This is a genomic window from Mesorhizobium sp. LjRoot246 (assembly GCF_964254115.1).
Taxonomy (GTDB): Bacteria; Pseudomonadota; Alphaproteobacteria; order Rhizobiales; family Rhizobiaceae; genus Mesorhizobium.
This window is the reverse complement of the sequence record NZ_CAXUSN020000001.1, coordinates 4,684,205-4,698,993: the sequence shown is the minus strand read 5'-3', so window position 1 is coordinate 4,698,993 and position 14,789 is coordinate 4,684,205. Positions and strand designations below refer to the sequence as shown.

Here is a 14,789-nt window from a genome sequence, read left to right as displayed (position 1 = left end):
TGTCAGGCACGACCAGAGCAGAGGCTGCTGCGGTCACAATGCGTTCACCAATCGCTAACCATGATCGGTCCGGCATGGCTGTCATACCCATTTGCCGGCTTCTGGCGCAATGCCGCATCTTGAATAGTAAGCACGCTTATTATATATCGCGCTCATGGTTTCCAATGGCATCGACAGATTGGGCTTCTTGATCCACGACGTGCAGCGCCTGATGCGCAAGCGCTTCGAGGCGAGGGCCAGTGGTTTGGGACTTTCTTCGGCGCAATGGCGGCTTCTGGTCCGCGTCGCCAAGGAAGACGGTGTCGCGCAGGCCCGGTTGGCCGAACTTCTCGAAATCGAGCCGATCAGCGTTTCGCGCCTGGTCGACCGCATGGAGGAGGGAGGCTGGATCGAGCGCCGCCCTGACGCCGCCGATCGCCGCGTCCGCATGATCTTCCTGACGCCCAAGGCCAGTGATGCCTACGCGGTGATCAAGAGCATTGCCGGAGAAGTCTACGAGGAATCGCTGGTCGGCGTGAAGCCGGAAGCCCGTCGCGTCCTCATCGAGGGGCTCGAGGCGATGGTCCGCAACCTGACGGACGACGAGACGCCGTCCACTGAAAAAGTGAAGAATACAGAAGGCACAGCAGCATGAACGCGGTAGCCAAGCTAGACGAGAAAGTGACCGAGCTGGAAATGGAAGCGCCGGAGAAGCCGGCCGTGGCCCCGGTGGCAGTCGCTCCCCAGGTGCAGCCGGCCCCGTTGCCGGTGAAGAAAAAGCGCCGGCTGGGCCGCTTTCTGCTGATGGTCGCGCTGCCCGCGGTGCTGGCTGTCGGTGGCGGCTACGTCTGGGTCACCGGCGGCCGCTATCAGGAAACCGAGAACGCCAATCTGCAGCAGGCCAAGGTGTCGATCGCTTCCGACACGGCCGGCCGCATCGTTAAAGTCGACATCTTCGACAACCAACTGGTCAAACAGGGTGACGAGCTGTTTGCCATCGACCCCGAGCCCTACCGGATCGCGCTGGCCCAGGCCGACGCGGCGGTGGCCGGCGCGCGTCTCAATGTCGAGCAGCTGCGCGCCGCCTATGGCCAGTCGATGGCCCAGCAAAAGTCCGATGCCAGCCAGGTCGCCTTCGCCCAGTCGCAGTTCGACCGCGCGGCCGACCTTGCCCAGAAGGGCATCAACGCCAAGTCGTCGCTGGACGAAGCCAAGAACGATCTCGACAAGGCCAAGCAGCAACTGGCCGTCGCCGAGCAAGGCATCATCAGCGCCAAGGCAGCCCTCGGCGGCAATCCCGATATCGAGACCGACAAGCACCCGACCGTGATGGCCGCGCTCGCCGCGCGCGACAAGGCGGCCTACGACCTGGCGCAAACCACGGTCAAGGCGCCGGCTGACGGCGTCGTCAGCCAGGCCTCGTCATTCAAGGTCGGTCAGTATGTCGGTTCCGGCACGCCGCTGTTTTCGCTGGTCGAGACCGGCGACACCTGGATCGACGCCAATTTCAAGGAAACGCAGCTCACCCACATGAAGCCCGGCCAGAAGGCCGAGATCGTGGTCGATACCTATCCAGGGCGCACCTTCGAGGCGACGGTCAAGGCGATCGGCGCTGGCACGGGAGCCGAGTTCTCGCTGCTGCCCGCCCAGAACGCCACCGGCAATTGGGTCAAGGTCACGCAGCGCATTCCGGTGCGTCTCGAACTGACCGACGCCGACGCCAAGATGGCGTTGCGCACCGGCATGAGCGCTACCGTCACCGTCGACACCGGCGTTGCGCGTGGCCTGCCGTCGATCTTTGGTCACGCCACGGCTGGCGAGGCCGCGCAGTAAAGTCAACCGAATGCCGCGGAGACCAGCGGCTGAGGTGAATAGCAGGATTGGTCTGATGGGAGGAACTGGAGGGATCAGCGTTTGGGCGAAGCCGCATCGCGGCTTGACCGAGATCTGAAATCTCCACGGACCCGTCGGTCCTCATGTTTCCGGGCGGCAGGCATCCGCTCATAAGAGACTTTCGATCGATGTAACCCCCACATCGATAATCGCGTCCCACCGCGATGAGGGTCTCTCAACGGAAGGCGTTGCCGCCCGGAAACCCGTTGTACACGTTTTTGTTACCTGCTGGAAGTTCCACGTCATGAGCACGCCCGAACCCTTCAAAGAAGTGCCGCATCGCGGCCTGATCACGGTCGCGCTCATGCTGGCGACGATCATGCAGGCACTCGACACGACGATCGCCAACGTCGCGCTGCCGACCATGACGGGCGATCTCGGCGCCTCCCCGGACAACATCAACTGGGTGCTGACCTCCTACATCGTGGCCGCCGCCATCATGACGCCGGTCACCGGTTGGCTGGCCGACCGCTTCGGCCGCAAGGAACTGTTCCTGACGGCGGTGGTCGGCTTCACCGTGTTCTCGATGCTGTGCGGCATTGCCTGGAGCCTGGAGACCATCGTGTTCTTCCGGCTGATGCAAGGCGTGTTCGGCGCGGCGATCGTGCCTCTGTCGCAAACCTTCCTGCTCGACATCAATCCCAGGGAACGCCACGGCCAGGCGATGGCCATCTGGGGCGCCGGCATCATGCTGGGGCCGATCCTGGGTCCGACGCTGGGTGGCTGGCTGACCGAGAATTTCAACTGGCGCTGGGTGTTCTTCATCAACCTGCCGGTCGGCATCGTCGCCTTTCTCGGCATGGCCGCCTACCTTCCGGCCGTTGCCCGGCGCGTGCGCGGTTTCGATTTCTTCGGCTTCGCCATGATATCGCTCGGCGTCGGCGCGCTTCAATTGCTGCTCGACCGCGGCGGTGAGGTCGACTGGTTTTCCTCGGTCGAGATCTGGATCGAGCTTGGCCTTTCCCTCACCGGCTTCTGGGTGTTCATCATTCACACGATGACGGCGGAACACCCCTTCATCGATCCCAAGATATTCCTCGACCGCAATTTCGTGACCGGGCTGGCGTTCATCTTCGTCATGGGTGTGCTCATCCTGGCGAGCATGTCGCTGCTGCCGCCAATGCTGTCGACCATCTTCGGCTATCCGACCATCACCATCGGCGTCGTCATAGGGCCACGCGGTGTCGGCACAATGATTTCGATGCTCGTCGTCGGGCGGCTCATGAGCAAGATCGACGCCCGGATCCTCGTCGTCATCGGCTTCCTGCTGACCGCGCAGTCGCTCTACACCATGTCCAGCTTCACGCCGCAGATGGACAATTGGCTGATCATCAGTTCCGGAATCATACAGGGCCTGGGCATGGGAATGGTGTTCGTGCCGCTGTCGACCGTCGCCTTCGCCACGCTCGACGTGCGATTCCGCACCGATGCCACGGCTCTGTTCAGCCTGGTGCGCAATCTTGGCTCTTCCATCGGCGTGTCGGTCGTGACGGTTCTGATGGTGCGCAACACGCAGGTCAACCACACCGAGCTTTCGGCCTTCATCAACCCGTTCAACCCGAACCTGTGGGCGGTCTCACCGGCCGCCGCGAGCGGCGACCCGATGGCGCTTTCGCAGGTCGATCGCATGGTCAATCTCCAGGCGATGATGATCTCTTACGTCAACGACTTCAAAATACTTATGGTGATGACGCTGATTGCCGTCCCGTTTGTGTTCCTGCTGCGCAAGCCCAAGCAGGCGCCGGCCGGTGGCGCGCCAGCCGCCCACATGGACTAGCTCCCATCAGGTCGTGTTCGTGGTGGCGCACGGAACCGGCACGCCTGCTATTTCCCGAGCACCAGGCTCCAGTAACGGAGATTGCCGTCGCTGCCGTCGCGCACATAGGCGAGGCCGAAACGGGTGAAGCGCGGGTCGAGCATGTTGCGGCGATGGCCTGATGAATGCACCCAGATGTCGAACAGCTTCTCAAGGTCGAAACGGCCCTCGGCGATGTTCTCGGCGGCGGCACCCGCAATGCCATTGCCTTTGACTCGCGAGGCGAAATCCTTGCCCCAACCGGTGGTGTGGCTCATGCGCCGGCGCTGCGCCATGTAGCCGGCCTGCTGCAGGGCGGCCTGTTCGAGCTGCCGGTCGGCGACCAGCGGCGCGAGCCCGGCCGAGGCGCGGATGCTGGCCAGCGTGCTGGTGGCGGAAGAGGAGACCCCGGCGCCTTCGCCGGTCGGCAGCGAAACCGTGCTGCAGGCGGCGAGACCGGCCAGGGCTGCAAGGCCGACGCCTTTCAGCAGCATGCGCCTGTTCAGATTCGGGATCGGGTGGATTTCGGTTTTGGCAATGGTCATGGCCACCTGAGATAGTGGCGATCATGGCTTTTGCCGGGCACGGCGGCGAAAATCCCGGCGGAAATCAACGATCCTAGGCGGCTGTATCGAGATCTGCGTCCGAGGAGCCGCCCATCCGGTCGCCTGCCGTACGCACCCACCAGGCGCCGAGCGCATCGATCAACGGCACAAGCTTGCGACCGGGCGGGGTGAGGTCATAGTCGACGCGCAACGGATAACCCGGATGCACCGTCCGCCGCACTATACCGGCGTCCTCCAGCTTGCGCAGTTCCAGCGCCAGGATACGGTGCGACACGGTTGGATTGTCGCGCCTCAGGTCGCTGAACCGCTTGGTCCCATCCTTCAGATAATAGAGCAGCAATGTGGGCCAGCGGCCGCTGAGCACGCGCATGGTCTCTTCGATCGGGCAGCGTGAGACGACGTCTTTCATGGGCGGGTCCTGGTTACAGAATTGTGCGTAATTTACATGGGGCGACCAGCGTTTAGGGTCAAGTTTCGCTGCGCGGCGTGATCCCTTGAACCATGGAAGAAAACAAATGGAACCTATCCTCCTTTACGGCTTCCCGGCGGGAAGCTCGATGGGGCTCGTCGCTGCCTTTGAACGGGTCGGACAACCCTATCGCCTGTGCCGCGTCGACATGCTCACCGAGATGAAGAACGACGCCTATGCCAGCATCAACGGCCGTCAGGAAACGCCGGTTTTGATCACCGACGAAGGCATGGTGCTCACCGAGACCATGGCTATCGCCGCGTGGCTGGAAGCCCGCGACGCGCAACGCCGCATCAGCTTCGAACCGCGCACGCCGCAAGCCGACCGCATGCACCAGCTGATGGCCTTCGTGAACACCGGTTTCACAGCGGCCTTCAGCCCTCTATGGGCGGCATTTGAGATGGCGGCGGATGACCCGGCGCTGAAGGCGGTCTTGCGCGACTTCGGCCGCCAGGCCGTTACCAATCGCCACAATCAGCTCGAAGAGATGATCGCCGACACCGAGTTCCTGGTCGGCGACCGGCTGACGCTGGCCGATACCACGCTGATTGGCGTGGCGCGCTGGGCGGAGTTCCACCAGGCGGTCGACGGCGCTGCCTATCCCAAGCTGGCCGGGCTGCGCCGCCGCATCGAAGCCGATCCGGTGGTGCGATATGCCTTGGCTGTCGAGGATGGCGAACAACCCGCTGGTTCGGGCGCCTGCCTTGGCCACGTCCCGCTGGCCGAAGTGATCGATCGCTTCGCTGCACCGGCGCAACCGTAGCGATGCTCCTTTTCAACTAGATGTGCCTTGTGAAAGGCACTTATCTGCCGGAGTGCGGTTGCCGCACTCCGGCGTTGTTGAACGCTACCGCCGGCGCCTCCGGACGTCAGGTCAAACGTCGGGAGCCGTCTCTCATTTCACGAGAGTGATCATCCGATCAGCATACATTGCGCGATTCCCAAGCGCAGCCGCGCAGTCCGACGTGACGGACGAATTTCCGGTCATCTGTACCGTATTTCCGACAAGCCTGAGACAGTCGCCCTGGGCGCTCATATCAGAGTTGCCGGCGTAGGAAATGGGCGCGTCTGGCGCGTAGATGAAACCGCTGAGCTCGGAATTTGCGCCGCCATTCAACGTCAGGGCAGACGTATTGCCGTGATCCTGGAAAATGGTGATACCTGCATAAGGGCCGCTGGTGGGCGGGGAAAGGTTCACCTTCTCATTGGCATTTATGTAGATCTGAGCGCTTTCCATGAGGAATATGGTCACGCCTTGGCCAGTCAGGCTGCCGTTTCCCCCTGGCTTTATGGTGGTGCCGCGCATGATGTAGACACCCGGATTAAGCGTGATGTTCCCCGACAATGTCTTGTCGCAATAAGTGCCGGGCGACAGCGTGTAGGTTTTGCCGTTCGGGACCGGCAAACACAATGTGTAAGGGGGAGGAATGACGTCGGCCAGTGGATCAAAAGACGCGTACCGATGTTCGTGCGGCGTTCCGCAGGCGAGATTGGCGCTGGGTGGCAACAGCCCGCTGGTGCCGCCGACGGTTGAGACACAGCCCGCCGAAACCAGTGCGGAGCCGCCTCTATTGACAGAATCGGACGCGTCCGAGTTCGCCGCGATCACGCAATTGTCCATCGAGACGTTGGTCGAGCCCTGCAGGTTCACGGCGGCGGACGCATGCGGATTGAGCGCCAGCACGCAGGCCTGCGCGCCAGGCTTTATCTTGACCGAGGCCGAGCGGTAGGCCTGCCAAGAGGCCGAGTCGCCGATGAAGCTTGGGTGGCTTATGCTGGACGACAGCGAGACAAAGTAGGCGCTTGGGCTGCCGCTGGCCGTTGCCGTGAAAGCGGAGACGCTGCCCGAATATTCCTGCGGGTCGGCCGCGCTCATATTTGCGGCGAAGAATTGCAGCCCAAGCTGCTGAACATCGCCAGCCGCCATCTCGGGAGAGAATTTCGTGCCGATGGCGAGCCCCGCCGCGTCCAGCGAGTTCTGTAGTTGCGAGGCGTCATGGCTCGTGCCGACCAGATCAACGGCGCCAGCCAAACCAATCATTATCGGCAGCATCGCCACGGCGGTCACTATGGCAAAGTTGCCACGCTCCGAAGACCAGAAGCCTTTCAACGCGAACATCGCCCCTCGCCAAAACTTGTAAGGCTCAGGTGATACGCCAGGGGTCTCTATGAGCCATTTAAGGAAATGCTAAAATGCGTAAATGCTAAAATGCAGCACAATGGTTGGCCAAAACGAAGCCCGCCAAGGCACGGCCATATGAGAGGCGATGCGGAGAGATGAGCACAAGAGGAGTTGCTCCCCAGACCATTGACGCGGCGACAATCGCCGCCAACTCTGCTATCGTGCCTCTCGTTCTTGAAGTGGCAGCTCTGGCGGCCATCCTGGCGGTGACCGCCCCGACACACGGGAGGAAGGTTATGGCCGGCTTTCATGTCATGGCGGACGCACGTGGAATGCATGTGCAGCCCACGGTGCGTCGCATCACCATTTCGGACCTTTGGGATGCGCTCCGCCTCGGTGTCGAGGATTTCTGGGCAAAGCCCTCGCACTACGTGTTTCTGTGTCTGATCTATCCTATCGTTGGCCTGATCCTGACGCGGTGGACGTCTGGCGCCAATGCCATCCAGCTCATCTATCCCCTGATGTCGGGTTTCGCGCTGGTCGGGCCGTTTGCCGCGCTCGGCCTTTACGAGATCAGCCGCCGGCGCGAACTCGGTATGAACACCTCCTGGTGGCATGCACTCGATGTACGCCGCTCGCCGGCGATTCCGTCGATCGCGGTGATAGGAATCATGCTGGTGGCGCTGTTCCTGTTGTGGCTCTACACCGCACAGTCGATCTACACCGGCCTGTTCGGCGATCAGCCTCCGGCCTCTATAGGCAGCTTCATCCGCGAGGTGCTGACGACCGGCAAGGGCTGGACTCTGATCCTTGCCGGCAATGCAGCAGGCTTTGTTTTCGCCGCGGTCGTGCTGGCCACCACCGTGATTGCCTTCCCGCTGCTGCTCGACCGGGACGTCGGCGCCGTTTCCGCCATTGAGACCTCGGCCCGGGCGGTAATGACCAACCCGCTGCAGATGGCGCTGTGGGGGTTGCTGGTCGCCGTGCTTCTGGTCATCGGTTCGATCCCGCTGTTTGCCGGTCTCGCCGTCGTCATACCGGTGCTCGGCCATGCCACCTGGCATCTCTACCGCAAGGTGGTCGAGCCGGAGCGGGCGGAGCAGACAAGGCGGCCGATGTAGGCAGTGCTCTAACGCTGTGCGTCGGTCGCCATCTTCAAGGCAAGTGCCGCCAGCACGGTGCCCATCATCCAGCGCTGGATGACCAGCCACAGGGGCCGTCCGGCGAGGAAGGCGGCGATCGAGCCGGCCGTCACCGCGATGACGGCATTGACGCTGAGGCTGATCGAGATCTGTGTCGCGCCGAGCACCAGAAGCTGCGACAGGACGTGGCCTTTGCCGGGGCTGATGAACTGCGGCAGCAGCGACAGATAGAGCACGGCCACCTTCGGATTGAGCAGATTGGTCATCAGGCCCATGGCGAACAACTTTCGCGGCCTGTCCCTCGGCAACTCGCGCACTTCGAAGGGTGAGCGTCCGCCGGGCTTCACTGCCTGCCAGGCAAGCCACAGAAGATAGAGCACGCCGGCGAAGCGCAGCGCGTCATACGCATAGGGCACGGCGAGCAGCAGCGCGGTGATGCCGAATGCCGCCGCCAGCACATAGAAGACAAAGCCGAGTGCCACGCCACCGAGCGAGATCAGCCCGGCCTTAGGCCCTTGCGACAGGGAACGCGAGATCAGATAGATCATGTTGGGGCCAGGCGTCAGCACCATGCCGAGGCAGACCAGCGCGAAGGCGAGATGGTTGGCGGTTTCGGGCATCTGTTCGTTCCCCTGTGCGCCGCGAATGAACTGACGATCCCGCGAGCGGTCAACATGTGCCTGCCCGGGGAGGCGCGCGCAAGAGCATGGCGGCGCCAGCCGTTGCGCCAGCTAGATGTCAATGCCTTTCGGATCAGCCGACGACACGCAGGTTCGACAATTCGTTGCCGATTTCCTTGAAGTCGTTCGACAAGGTGGCGCCGGTAGCGTTCCAGAACAGTTTTGCCGGCTTGCTCGCGTCCGTCGGATCCTTGCGGAAGCGCGAGTTCGACGAGCAGGATTTCAGCGCGTCGATCGCCAGTTTGTCGGCCGTCTTGGTCGTGGACAGATCGAGCGCCACCGTCATCACCATGATGTTGGCTGCCTTGGCGTTGTTGCAAAGCGTCGCCATCTGCTCGTTGAGCGCGTTGGTATAATTGCCGTTCGAATAGTCGAATTGGCCAATGGCGCTCGACGTGCCCATGAACAGGCGACCCACCGAAGTGCCGTTATAGCCTGGGTTGAGATAGCCGAAGGACGCATAGGTCGATTTCGAGTCGGCGGGGTCGGAATGACCGAGCGACGAAGGCGTGTAGTAGGTATTGGCCCCATCGGTCAGCACGATCACGACCTTGTCGTTGCCTCTCTCGGTTTCCGGGCGGCCTTGCGTGAACGGCTCGCCGCTCGAAACCACCCGCCAGCCCCAGGCCATGCCTTCGGGAACATTGGTGCCGCCATCCGGCTTCATCAGGTCGATCGCGGCCTTGATCGCGGTGAGCCCAGTGGTAACGCTGACATCGGTCAGTGGCGTGATCGGGTTGGTGGAGCAGCTGTAGTTCGGCCCGTTGCCGGCCGCCAGCGCCGGCGCATTGATCGGTCGCGGCTGGAAATATTTGGCCATGTTGCGCAGCCGGGTTTGGCCGGTGCTGCTCGAAGGATCGTCGTTCCACCAGCTGTTGATGGCGCCATAGGTCGTCGGCGTGGCCTCGTCGGGATCCTGGGTGAGCCTCCAATGGTTGCCGGGTTCGTCCGGGGCGAACATCGGCACGAACATCGTTGCCGGATCGCCAACCCCTATGCCGGTGTTCGCCGAGCCGCCGGACGGCGCGGCGTCGTTGACATTGTAGGGATAGGGCCTGGCCTCGACGCAGCCCTGCCAACTGGCGAATGGGCCATAGGTGTCGATATAGTCATATTCATCGTGGCTGTCGCTGCAGGTGTTGTTCAAGTTGTACTCGTCGCAAACCACACGCTTGCTGTTGATGACACGCTCATGGTTGGTGACGACCTTCATATCGCGGTACAGCGAAAACCGGGTCAGCATCTGGCCTTCGTCGGTGCCCCATCCGGAGCCGCGCTTGTACCAGATGCCGTTGGCTTTCTGGGCTGACTTGTCGACCGCGTTCAGCGTCGACCAGTCGAAATTCTCGTTCGATACCGGCGACAGGCCTTCGGTGTCCATCCAGGACGCGTTGCCGTTGCCAGGACCGACATTGACCGAGGCGGCAAACGGCACGAGGCCGAATTGCACCGGCCTGTCGACCTGCTTGATCATGATCGCTTGCTGGGCCAGCGTGTCGACCAGCTGTTTGGCCGCGGTCTTGAGAAGATCGATGCGCTTTTGCCCCGAGCCCGTTCCGGTGGTGGTCATCGATCCAGAATTGTCGAGCACCAGGGCGACTTCCAGAGTGTTCTTCAGCCGCACTTCCGAAGTGACGTTGAAGCTGATCTTCTGGTTTGCGTCGGTTTCGGATTTGCCGAGGAGCTGGCCGAAGACGGGATAGAAATAAGGCTTGTAGTCAAGCCGGGCGCTCATTTTGAGCAAGCCACCGCCGGTGGTGTTGCTTGGCAAGGTGACGCTGAGCGTCGTGTTGGCGCGATCGACCTTGTTGAGGTTGGCATTGAAGAAGTCGAGCGCATAGGCTCTCAACTGGTCGTCGGTCGCGCCTTCCGTCAGCCGGCGCGCGGTGGCGAAGTTGGCGGCATCGAGCGCATTCAACACCGTCTGTTTTTCGCGGCTCATCTCGGTGAAATCGACCGCCATCGCCAGGCCGCCCATCAGCGGAACCATCGCAACGACCGTCATAAGAGCATAGTTGCCGCGCCTGTCGCGGCAGAACTGACGCCAAAGTTCATGCATGTCTTGCAGCGGCCCCCGCCGGCGGATTCTCGGTCGACGCCAGCTTTCCACAAAACGCTGAAGGCCGCGTTTGGGAAATCGCTCGATTGCCGGGTCGGCACTTCACCAACCGCTAACCAGTGAGCACCCTTGCTGACGCTGCGCAGATGCCCGGCGAAAGCTGGTGACAGGCGGGGGCGGTTCGGCTAATCCGAACCGGCTGCGGCGAACCGTCTGTCGCGGCGGTCGCAACGATCATGACTGAAGGAAATAGCATGGCGGATTCGCCTGAAATCATCGGCTCGCTCGAAGATGTTTCGAAGGCCTATTCGGCAATCCTGTGCGATGTCTGGGGCGTGGTCCACAATGGCGAGAGGCATTTCCCCGTGGCGGCCTCGGCACTGGCAAGGGCTCGAGAGGCGGAAATCCCCGTCGTCCTGATCACCAATTCGCCGCGCCGAAGTGCCGATGTCGTGGCGCAGATGAACGCGATCGGTGTTCCGCCATCAGCCTACGACCGGGTGGTCACCTCAGGCGACGTGACCCGGGATCTGATCGCCGAAGGTCCGCGCAGGATTTTCCATATCGGCGCCGACCGTGACTTCACGCTCTATGAAGGTCTCGACGTCGAGCTTGTCGAGGAGTTCGAGGCGTCCGGCGTCGTCTGCACCGGCCTGTTCGATGACGAGGTCGAGAAGCCCGAGGATTACACCGAGCTTCTGCGGCGGCTGCGTGCCAGGAACCTGCCCTTCATCTGCGCAAATCCCGACATCGTGGTCGAGCGCGGCGAACGCATCATCTGGTGTGCCGGCGCGCTGGCACGCGACTATGCCCAGCTCGGTGGCCGTACATTGATCGCCGGAAAACCTTACACGCCGATCTACGACCTCGCGATGAAGGAGGTTGCCGAGCTTCTTGGCCGGCCGGTCGAGCGCGCCCAGGTGCTGGCCATCGGCGACGGCATGATGACGGATGTGAAGGGTGCGGCCGATAATGGCTTCGATGTTCTCTATGTCTCCGGCGGCATCCATGCCCGCGACTATGGCGATGTCTTGCAACCGGATCCGGCAATGTTGGCGGTCTTCCTGGAAAAGCATGGCTATCGTCCGGTGGCCATCATTCCCAGACTGCGGTAGGTGACGATGGCGACCTTCCAGCACATCCTGGCAACCGCTCCGCTGCCCGCCGATCTGCGCGGCGGCGTGGTGGCGATCGGCAATTTCGATGGTGTCCATCGCGGCCATCAGGCGGTGCTCGAGCGGGCACTGGCCGAGGCCGGACGGCGCGGAGTACCGGCCCTGGTGCTGACATTCGAACCGCATCCGCGCAAGATATTCAGGCCCGATATCCCGTTGTTCGTGCTGACGCCGCCGCCGATGAAGGCGCGGCTCCTGTCGCTGCTGGGCTTTGCCGCGCTGGTAGAACAGCCGTTCACGCGCGACTTCGCCTCGCTGTCGGCGGAAGCGTTCGTGACCGATGTGCTGGAAACGAACCTTGGCATCACCCATGCCGTGACCGGGTTCGATTTCCACTTCGGCAAGGATCGCCAAGGCGGCCCGGCCTACCTGATGGCTGCTGGCGAGCGTCACGGCTTCGGCGTCACGCTTGTCGACGCTTTCCGTGACGAGGGCGCCGAGGTGGTGTCGTCCAGCCGCATCCGCGAATTGCTGGGCGAGGGCGAGGTGGCCGAGGCCGCCGGGCTGCTCGGCTATCGCTTCACCGTCGAAAGCGAGGTGGTCGGCGGACAGCAGCTCGGCCGCACGCTTGGCTTTCCAACCGCGAATATGAGGCTTTCAGCCGAAGCTGCGTTGAAAGAGGGCATCTATGCCGTCCGCTTTCGTCGCGCCGACGGCACGCTTCACGACGGTGTCGCCAGCTTCGGCCGTCGCCCGACGGTCGACGACAATGGTGCGCCGCTTCTGGAGACTTTCGTCTTTGATTTCTCCGGCGACCTCTATGGCGAGGTCTGCCAGGTTTCCTTCTTCGGTTTCCTGCGCCCGGAGGTGAAGTTCGAAGGGCTCGATGCACTGGTCGCGCAGATGAAGCGCGATGAAGCCGAGGCACGCGCGCTGCTTGCCGGCGTCAAGCCGCTCTCCGAGCTCGACGCGGCCATGGCGTTCTAAGGTCTGTCGATATTCAGGTGATGCCGGCCTGCAAACGGTAGCTTCCTGCGCTTCCGGTGCTCACGTACCCAAACGTACGCTCCGCTCCGGTTCTCGGAATCCACCCTTTTCGGCTCGGCCTGACCTGAATCTCAACAGACCTTAGGCATGATCCTACTTTTTCAGCGCCAGGCCGACGGCGATGAAGGTCCAACCCTGGAAGATCAGGTCGATCGCCAGGAACAGACCTAGCACCCATAGGCTGTTGACCGGCCAGCCCATGGCGATGATCAGACCTGCAAGCGTGCTGATGACACCGGCCGCGACGATCCAGCCCCAGCCGCGTTCCGGCCGATGGCTGTAGCCGACCCAGGCCCTGAGCACCCCTGACGCGACCAACGCGATTGCCAGCAGGAACGTCAGCACCGCTGAAGCGAGCAGCGGATTGTCGAAAGCGAAGAAGCCGGCGACGGCGTAGAGGAGCCCACTCAGCAGCCAGTAAAAGAAGCGGCTCCAGGTCTTGACGCCGAACGCATGCACGATCTCGATGATACCGGCCATCAGCATCAGCCATCCCACGACATAGACCGAAGCCACCGTGGCGATGAACAGATTGGCGAAGGCAATGCCGCCGAAGATGAGCAGCAGCACGCCGAGCGCGACAAACCACCCCCATTTTGTCCGTGTCTGTTCGAGCGCGATTTTCAAAGCGTCGCCATGCAGGGTCATTGTCGCCGTCTCCATCAAGGGCCGCGGGATACTGCCGGATGGAAGTTAGTCCCGGCGCCGACCAACGTCCAGCCGATGACCGAAAGCCGGAACGCAGCAAAGCGCGAGCGGATGTCTCGGGGTTAAATCAAATTTTACCAAACGGCCGTCAAAGCTGTCGTCGGTAACCGTGTGCGTTGTGTTAGTGGAGTGGCCATGAGTCGTCCGGTCGGAAGAATCTCTCTGGTGTTGGCTGCTGCGGTGCTGGGTGGGGCGGGCGCTGCCAATGCGGGCGAGGGCAGCTGGCTTTCCGGCGACTGGTATCTCACCGTTGGCGCCACCGGGATGGTCGCGCCTGACTTCGAGGGCGGCAAGAAGTACCTGCTCAGCGCCTCGCCGATCATCTCGCTGGGCAAGGCCGGGCCGGCGGCCCGCTTCACCTCACGCAACGACAACATCTCGCTGGCGCTGATCGACGATGGCGGCGTCCGCGCCGGCGTGACTGGCAAGTTCCTGTTTTCCCGTGACGATGACAATGCCGACGAGCTGAAGGGCCTCGACCCGGTGCGCTGGGGCGGCGAAGTTGGCGGCTTCTTCGAATTCTATCCGACGGATTGGCTGCGCGCCCGCGCCGAACTGCGCCACGGCATTCGTGCTCACAACGGCTTTGTCGCCGACATCGCCGCCGACGCCTTCTACGACGTGACGCCCACCGTGCGGATTTCGGGTGGACCGCGTGTCTCGTTCGCCTCGGGCAACTATTTCGACGCCTATTATGGCGTCGACGCGCAGGAAGCGGTGGCCTCGGGCCTGAGCGAATATCATCCCGGCGGCGGGCTGAAATCGACCGGCCTCGGCGGCGCCATAACCTGGAAGGTGACCGAGCCGATGACCGCCAGCCTGTTCGGCGAGTATTCGCGCCTGATGGGACCGGCTGCCGATTCCAGCCTGGTCAAGGAACGCGGCGACCGCAATCAGTTCATGATCGGCGTGTCGACCAGCTATCGCTTCGATTTCACGATGTAGGTGAATCGAACGAGACGCTTTATTCCTGCGGCTTTCTCCGCTAAAAGCCCTGCCATGACGAGCTTTTCGCGCCATTGCGCGCTGACTATACGAATTACGAGCCCGGTGTTCCGGGCGGCCTGAGCGCCGCTGGAGCCGCCGGGAATCTTGCGCGCGGCCTCTCGCGCTTTTTCCAAATCACAGGCATGTCGCCCAAAAGTGGCCCCGGTTTTGGGAAAACGACATGCGCAAAAAGTATAGTTCAACGCCCGAGCTCCTTTGCCGCCGGG

15 protein-coding genes are annotated in these 14,789 nt (G+C 62.4%); 8 read left to right on the top strand and 7 right to left on the bottom strand.

The window, feature by feature from the left end:
• Positions 1-154: 154 nt before the first annotated feature.
• From ACSQ3L_RS23050 to ACSQ3L_RS23040, 3 genes are all read left to right on the top strand, one after another.
• Positions 155-634: a MarR family winged helix-turn-helix transcriptional regulator gene (locus ACSQ3L_RS23050; protein WP_436162002.1), complete on the top strand. Its 480-nt coding sequence runs from the start codon at positions 155-157 to the stop codon at positions 632-634.
• Positions 631-1,812, top strand: coding sequence for an HlyD family secretion protein (locus ACSQ3L_RS23045; protein WP_436162001.1), 1,182 nt, complete (start codon positions 631-633; stop codon positions 1,810-1,812). The genes ACSQ3L_RS23050 and ACSQ3L_RS23045 overlap by 4 nt, the downstream gene beginning before the upstream one ends.
• Positions 1,813-2,116: 304 nt before the next feature.
• Positions 2,117-3,649 carry a DHA2 family efflux MFS transporter permease subunit gene (locus tag ACSQ3L_RS23040; RefSeq protein ID WP_436162000.1) on the top strand — a complete coding sequence of 511 codons (1,533 nt, stop codon included), beginning with the start codon at positions 2,117-2,119 and terminating at the stop codon, positions 3,647-3,649.
• Positions 3,650-3,696: 47 nt separating this feature from the next.
• Here ACSQ3L_RS23040 and ACSQ3L_RS23035 read toward each other — a convergent pair whose 3' ends face one another.
• Together ACSQ3L_RS23035 and ACSQ3L_RS23030 are read right to left on the bottom strand one after the other, a co-directional pair.
• Positions 3,697-4,212, bottom strand: a complete 516-nt coding sequence (locus ACSQ3L_RS23035) for a CAP domain-containing protein (RefSeq protein WP_436161999.1) — start codon at positions 4,210-4,212, stop codon at positions 3,697-3,699.
• 73 nt (positions 4,213-4,285) lie between these two features.
• Positions 4,286-4,642 carry a winged helix-turn-helix transcriptional regulator gene (locus ACSQ3L_RS23030; RefSeq protein WP_436161998.1) on the bottom strand — a complete coding sequence of 119 codons (357 nt, stop codon included), beginning with the start codon at positions 4,640-4,642 and terminating at the stop codon, positions 4,286-4,288.
• Positions 4,643-4,748: 106 nt separating this feature from the next.
• Between ACSQ3L_RS23030 and ACSQ3L_RS23025 the strand changes: the two genes are divergently transcribed.
• Positions 4,749-5,465 carry a glutathione S-transferase family protein gene (locus ACSQ3L_RS23025; RefSeq protein ID WP_436161997.1) on the top strand — a complete coding sequence of 239 codons (717 nt, stop codon included), beginning with the start codon at positions 4,749-4,751 and terminating at the stop codon, positions 5,463-5,465.
• A gap of 132 nt (positions 5,466-5,597) precedes the next feature.
• Here ACSQ3L_RS23025 and ACSQ3L_RS23020 read toward each other — a convergent pair whose 3' ends face one another.
• Positions 5,598-6,821 (bottom strand): TadE/TadG family type IV pilus assembly protein, encoded by a 1,224-nt coding sequence (locus ACSQ3L_RS23020; RefSeq protein WP_436161996.1) that lies wholly within the window; start codon positions 6,819-6,821, stop codon positions 5,598-5,600.
• Between the two features lie 299 nt (positions 6,822-7,120).
• Between ACSQ3L_RS23020 and ACSQ3L_RS23015 the strand changes: the two genes are divergently transcribed.
• Positions 7,121-7,945 carry a DUF2189 domain-containing protein gene (locus ACSQ3L_RS23015; protein ID WP_436161995.1) on the top strand — a complete coding sequence of 275 codons (825 nt, stop codon included), beginning with the start codon at positions 7,121-7,123 and terminating at the stop codon, positions 7,943-7,945.
• Positions 7,946-7,953: 8 nt separating this feature from the next.
• Here the strand turns inward: ACSQ3L_RS23015 and ACSQ3L_RS23010 are convergent, their stop codons facing one another.
• A complete protein-coding gene (locus ACSQ3L_RS23010) occupies positions 7,954-8,586 on the bottom strand; it encodes a LysE family translocator (protein WP_436161994.1) in 633 nt (210 codons plus the stop codon).
• Positions 8,587-8,719: 133 nt separating this feature from the next.
• Positions 8,720-10,705, bottom strand: a complete 1,986-nt coding sequence (locus ACSQ3L_RS23005) for a pilus assembly protein TadG-related protein (RefSeq protein ID WP_436161993.1) — start codon at positions 10,703-10,705, stop codon at positions 8,720-8,722.
• A 254-nt stretch (positions 10,706-10,959) separates the two neighbouring features.
• Between ACSQ3L_RS23005 and ACSQ3L_RS23000 the strand changes: the two genes are divergently transcribed.
• Both ACSQ3L_RS23000 and ACSQ3L_RS22995 read left to right on the top strand, forming a co-directional pair.
• Positions 10,960-11,820, top strand: coding sequence for a TIGR01459 family HAD-type hydrolase (locus tag ACSQ3L_RS23000; protein WP_436161992.1), 861 nt, complete (start codon positions 10,960-10,962; stop codon positions 11,818-11,820).
• A 6-nt stretch (positions 11,821-11,826) separates the two neighbouring features.
• Positions 11,827-12,807, top strand: a complete 981-nt coding sequence (locus ACSQ3L_RS22995; RefSeq protein WP_436161991.1) for a bifunctional riboflavin kinase/FAD synthetase — start codon at positions 11,827-11,829, stop codon at positions 12,805-12,807.
• A 153-nt stretch (positions 12,808-12,960) separates the two neighbouring features.
• Here the strand turns inward: ACSQ3L_RS22995 and ACSQ3L_RS22990 are convergent, their stop codons facing one another.
• Positions 12,961-13,515 (bottom strand): HdeD family acid-resistance protein, encoded by a 555-nt coding sequence (locus ACSQ3L_RS22990; protein WP_436161990.1) that lies wholly within the window; start codon positions 13,513-13,515, stop codon positions 12,961-12,963.
• Positions 13,516-13,710: 195 nt separating this feature from the next.
• Between ACSQ3L_RS22990 and ACSQ3L_RS22985 the strand changes: the two genes are divergently transcribed.
• Positions 13,711-14,520, top strand: coding sequence for a MipA/OmpV family protein (locus ACSQ3L_RS22985; protein WP_436161989.1), 810 nt, complete (start codon positions 13,711-13,713; stop codon positions 14,518-14,520).
• On the opposite strand, the gene ACSQ3L_RS22980 is transcribed toward ACSQ3L_RS22985, so the two are convergent.
• Complete coding sequence (locus tag ACSQ3L_RS22980) at positions 14,496-14,765, bottom strand: hypothetical protein (RefSeq protein WP_436161988.1); 270 nt, start codon at positions 14,763-14,765, stop codon at positions 14,496-14,498. The genes ACSQ3L_RS22985 and ACSQ3L_RS22980 overlap by 25 nt on opposite strands.
• Positions 14,766-14,789 lie beyond the last annotated feature (24 nt).

What these genes read in the sequence shown, in the direction of transcription:
- ACSQ3L_RS23015 (WP_436161995.1), top strand. Translation starts at nt 7,121, where the DNA reads ATGGCCGGCTTTCATGTCATGGCGGACGCACGTGGAATGCATGTGCAG.
- ACSQ3L_RS23000 (WP_436161992.1), top strand. Translation starts at nt 10,960, where the DNA reads ATGGCGGATTCGCCTGAAATCATCGGCTCGCTCGAAGATGTTTCGAAG.
- ACSQ3L_RS23020 (WP_436161996.1), bottom strand. Translation starts at nt 6,821, where the DNA reads ATGTTCGCGTTGAAAGGCTTCTGGTCTTCGGAGCGTGGCAACTTTGCC.
- ACSQ3L_RS23030 (WP_436161998.1), bottom strand. Translation starts at nt 4,642, where the DNA reads ATGAAAGACGTCGTCTCACGCTGCCCGATCGAAGAGACCATGCGCGTG.
- ACSQ3L_RS23025 (WP_436161997.1), top strand. Translation starts at nt 4,749, where the DNA reads ATGGAACCTATCCTCCTTTACGGCTTCCCGGCGGGAAGCTCGATGGGG.
- ACSQ3L_RS23045 (WP_436162001.1), top strand. Translation starts at nt 631, where the DNA reads ATGAACGCGGTAGCCAAGCTAGACGAGAAAGTGACCGAGCTGGAAATG.
- ACSQ3L_RS23040 (WP_436162000.1), top strand. Translation starts at nt 2,117, where the DNA reads ATGAGCACGCCCGAACCCTTCAAAGAAGTGCCGCATCGCGGCCTGATC.
- ACSQ3L_RS23035 (WP_436161999.1), bottom strand. Translation starts at nt 4,212, where the DNA reads ATGACCATTGCCAAAACCGAAATCCACCCGATCCCGAATCTGAACAGG.
- ACSQ3L_RS22990 (WP_436161990.1), bottom strand. Translation starts at nt 13,515, where the DNA reads ATGACCCTGCATGGCGACGCTTTGAAAATCGCGCTCGAACAGACACGG.
- ACSQ3L_RS22985 (WP_436161989.1), top strand. Translation starts at nt 13,711, where the DNA reads ATGAGTCGTCCGGTCGGAAGAATCTCTCTGGTGTTGGCTGCTGCGGTG.
- ACSQ3L_RS23050 (WP_436162002.1), top strand. Translation starts at nt 155, where the DNA reads ATGGTTTCCAATGGCATCGACAGATTGGGCTTCTTGATCCACGACGTG.
- ACSQ3L_RS22995 (WP_436161991.1), top strand. Translation starts at nt 11,827, where the DNA reads ATGGCGACCTTCCAGCACATCCTGGCAACCGCTCCGCTGCCCGCCGAT.
- ACSQ3L_RS23010 (WP_436161994.1), bottom strand. Translation starts at nt 8,586, where the DNA reads ATGCCCGAAACCGCCAACCATCTCGCCTTCGCGCTGGTCTGCCTCGGC.
- ACSQ3L_RS23005 (WP_436161993.1), bottom strand. Translation starts at nt 10,705, where the DNA reads ATGCATGAACTTTGGCGTCAGTTCTGCCGCGACAGGCGCGGCAACTAT.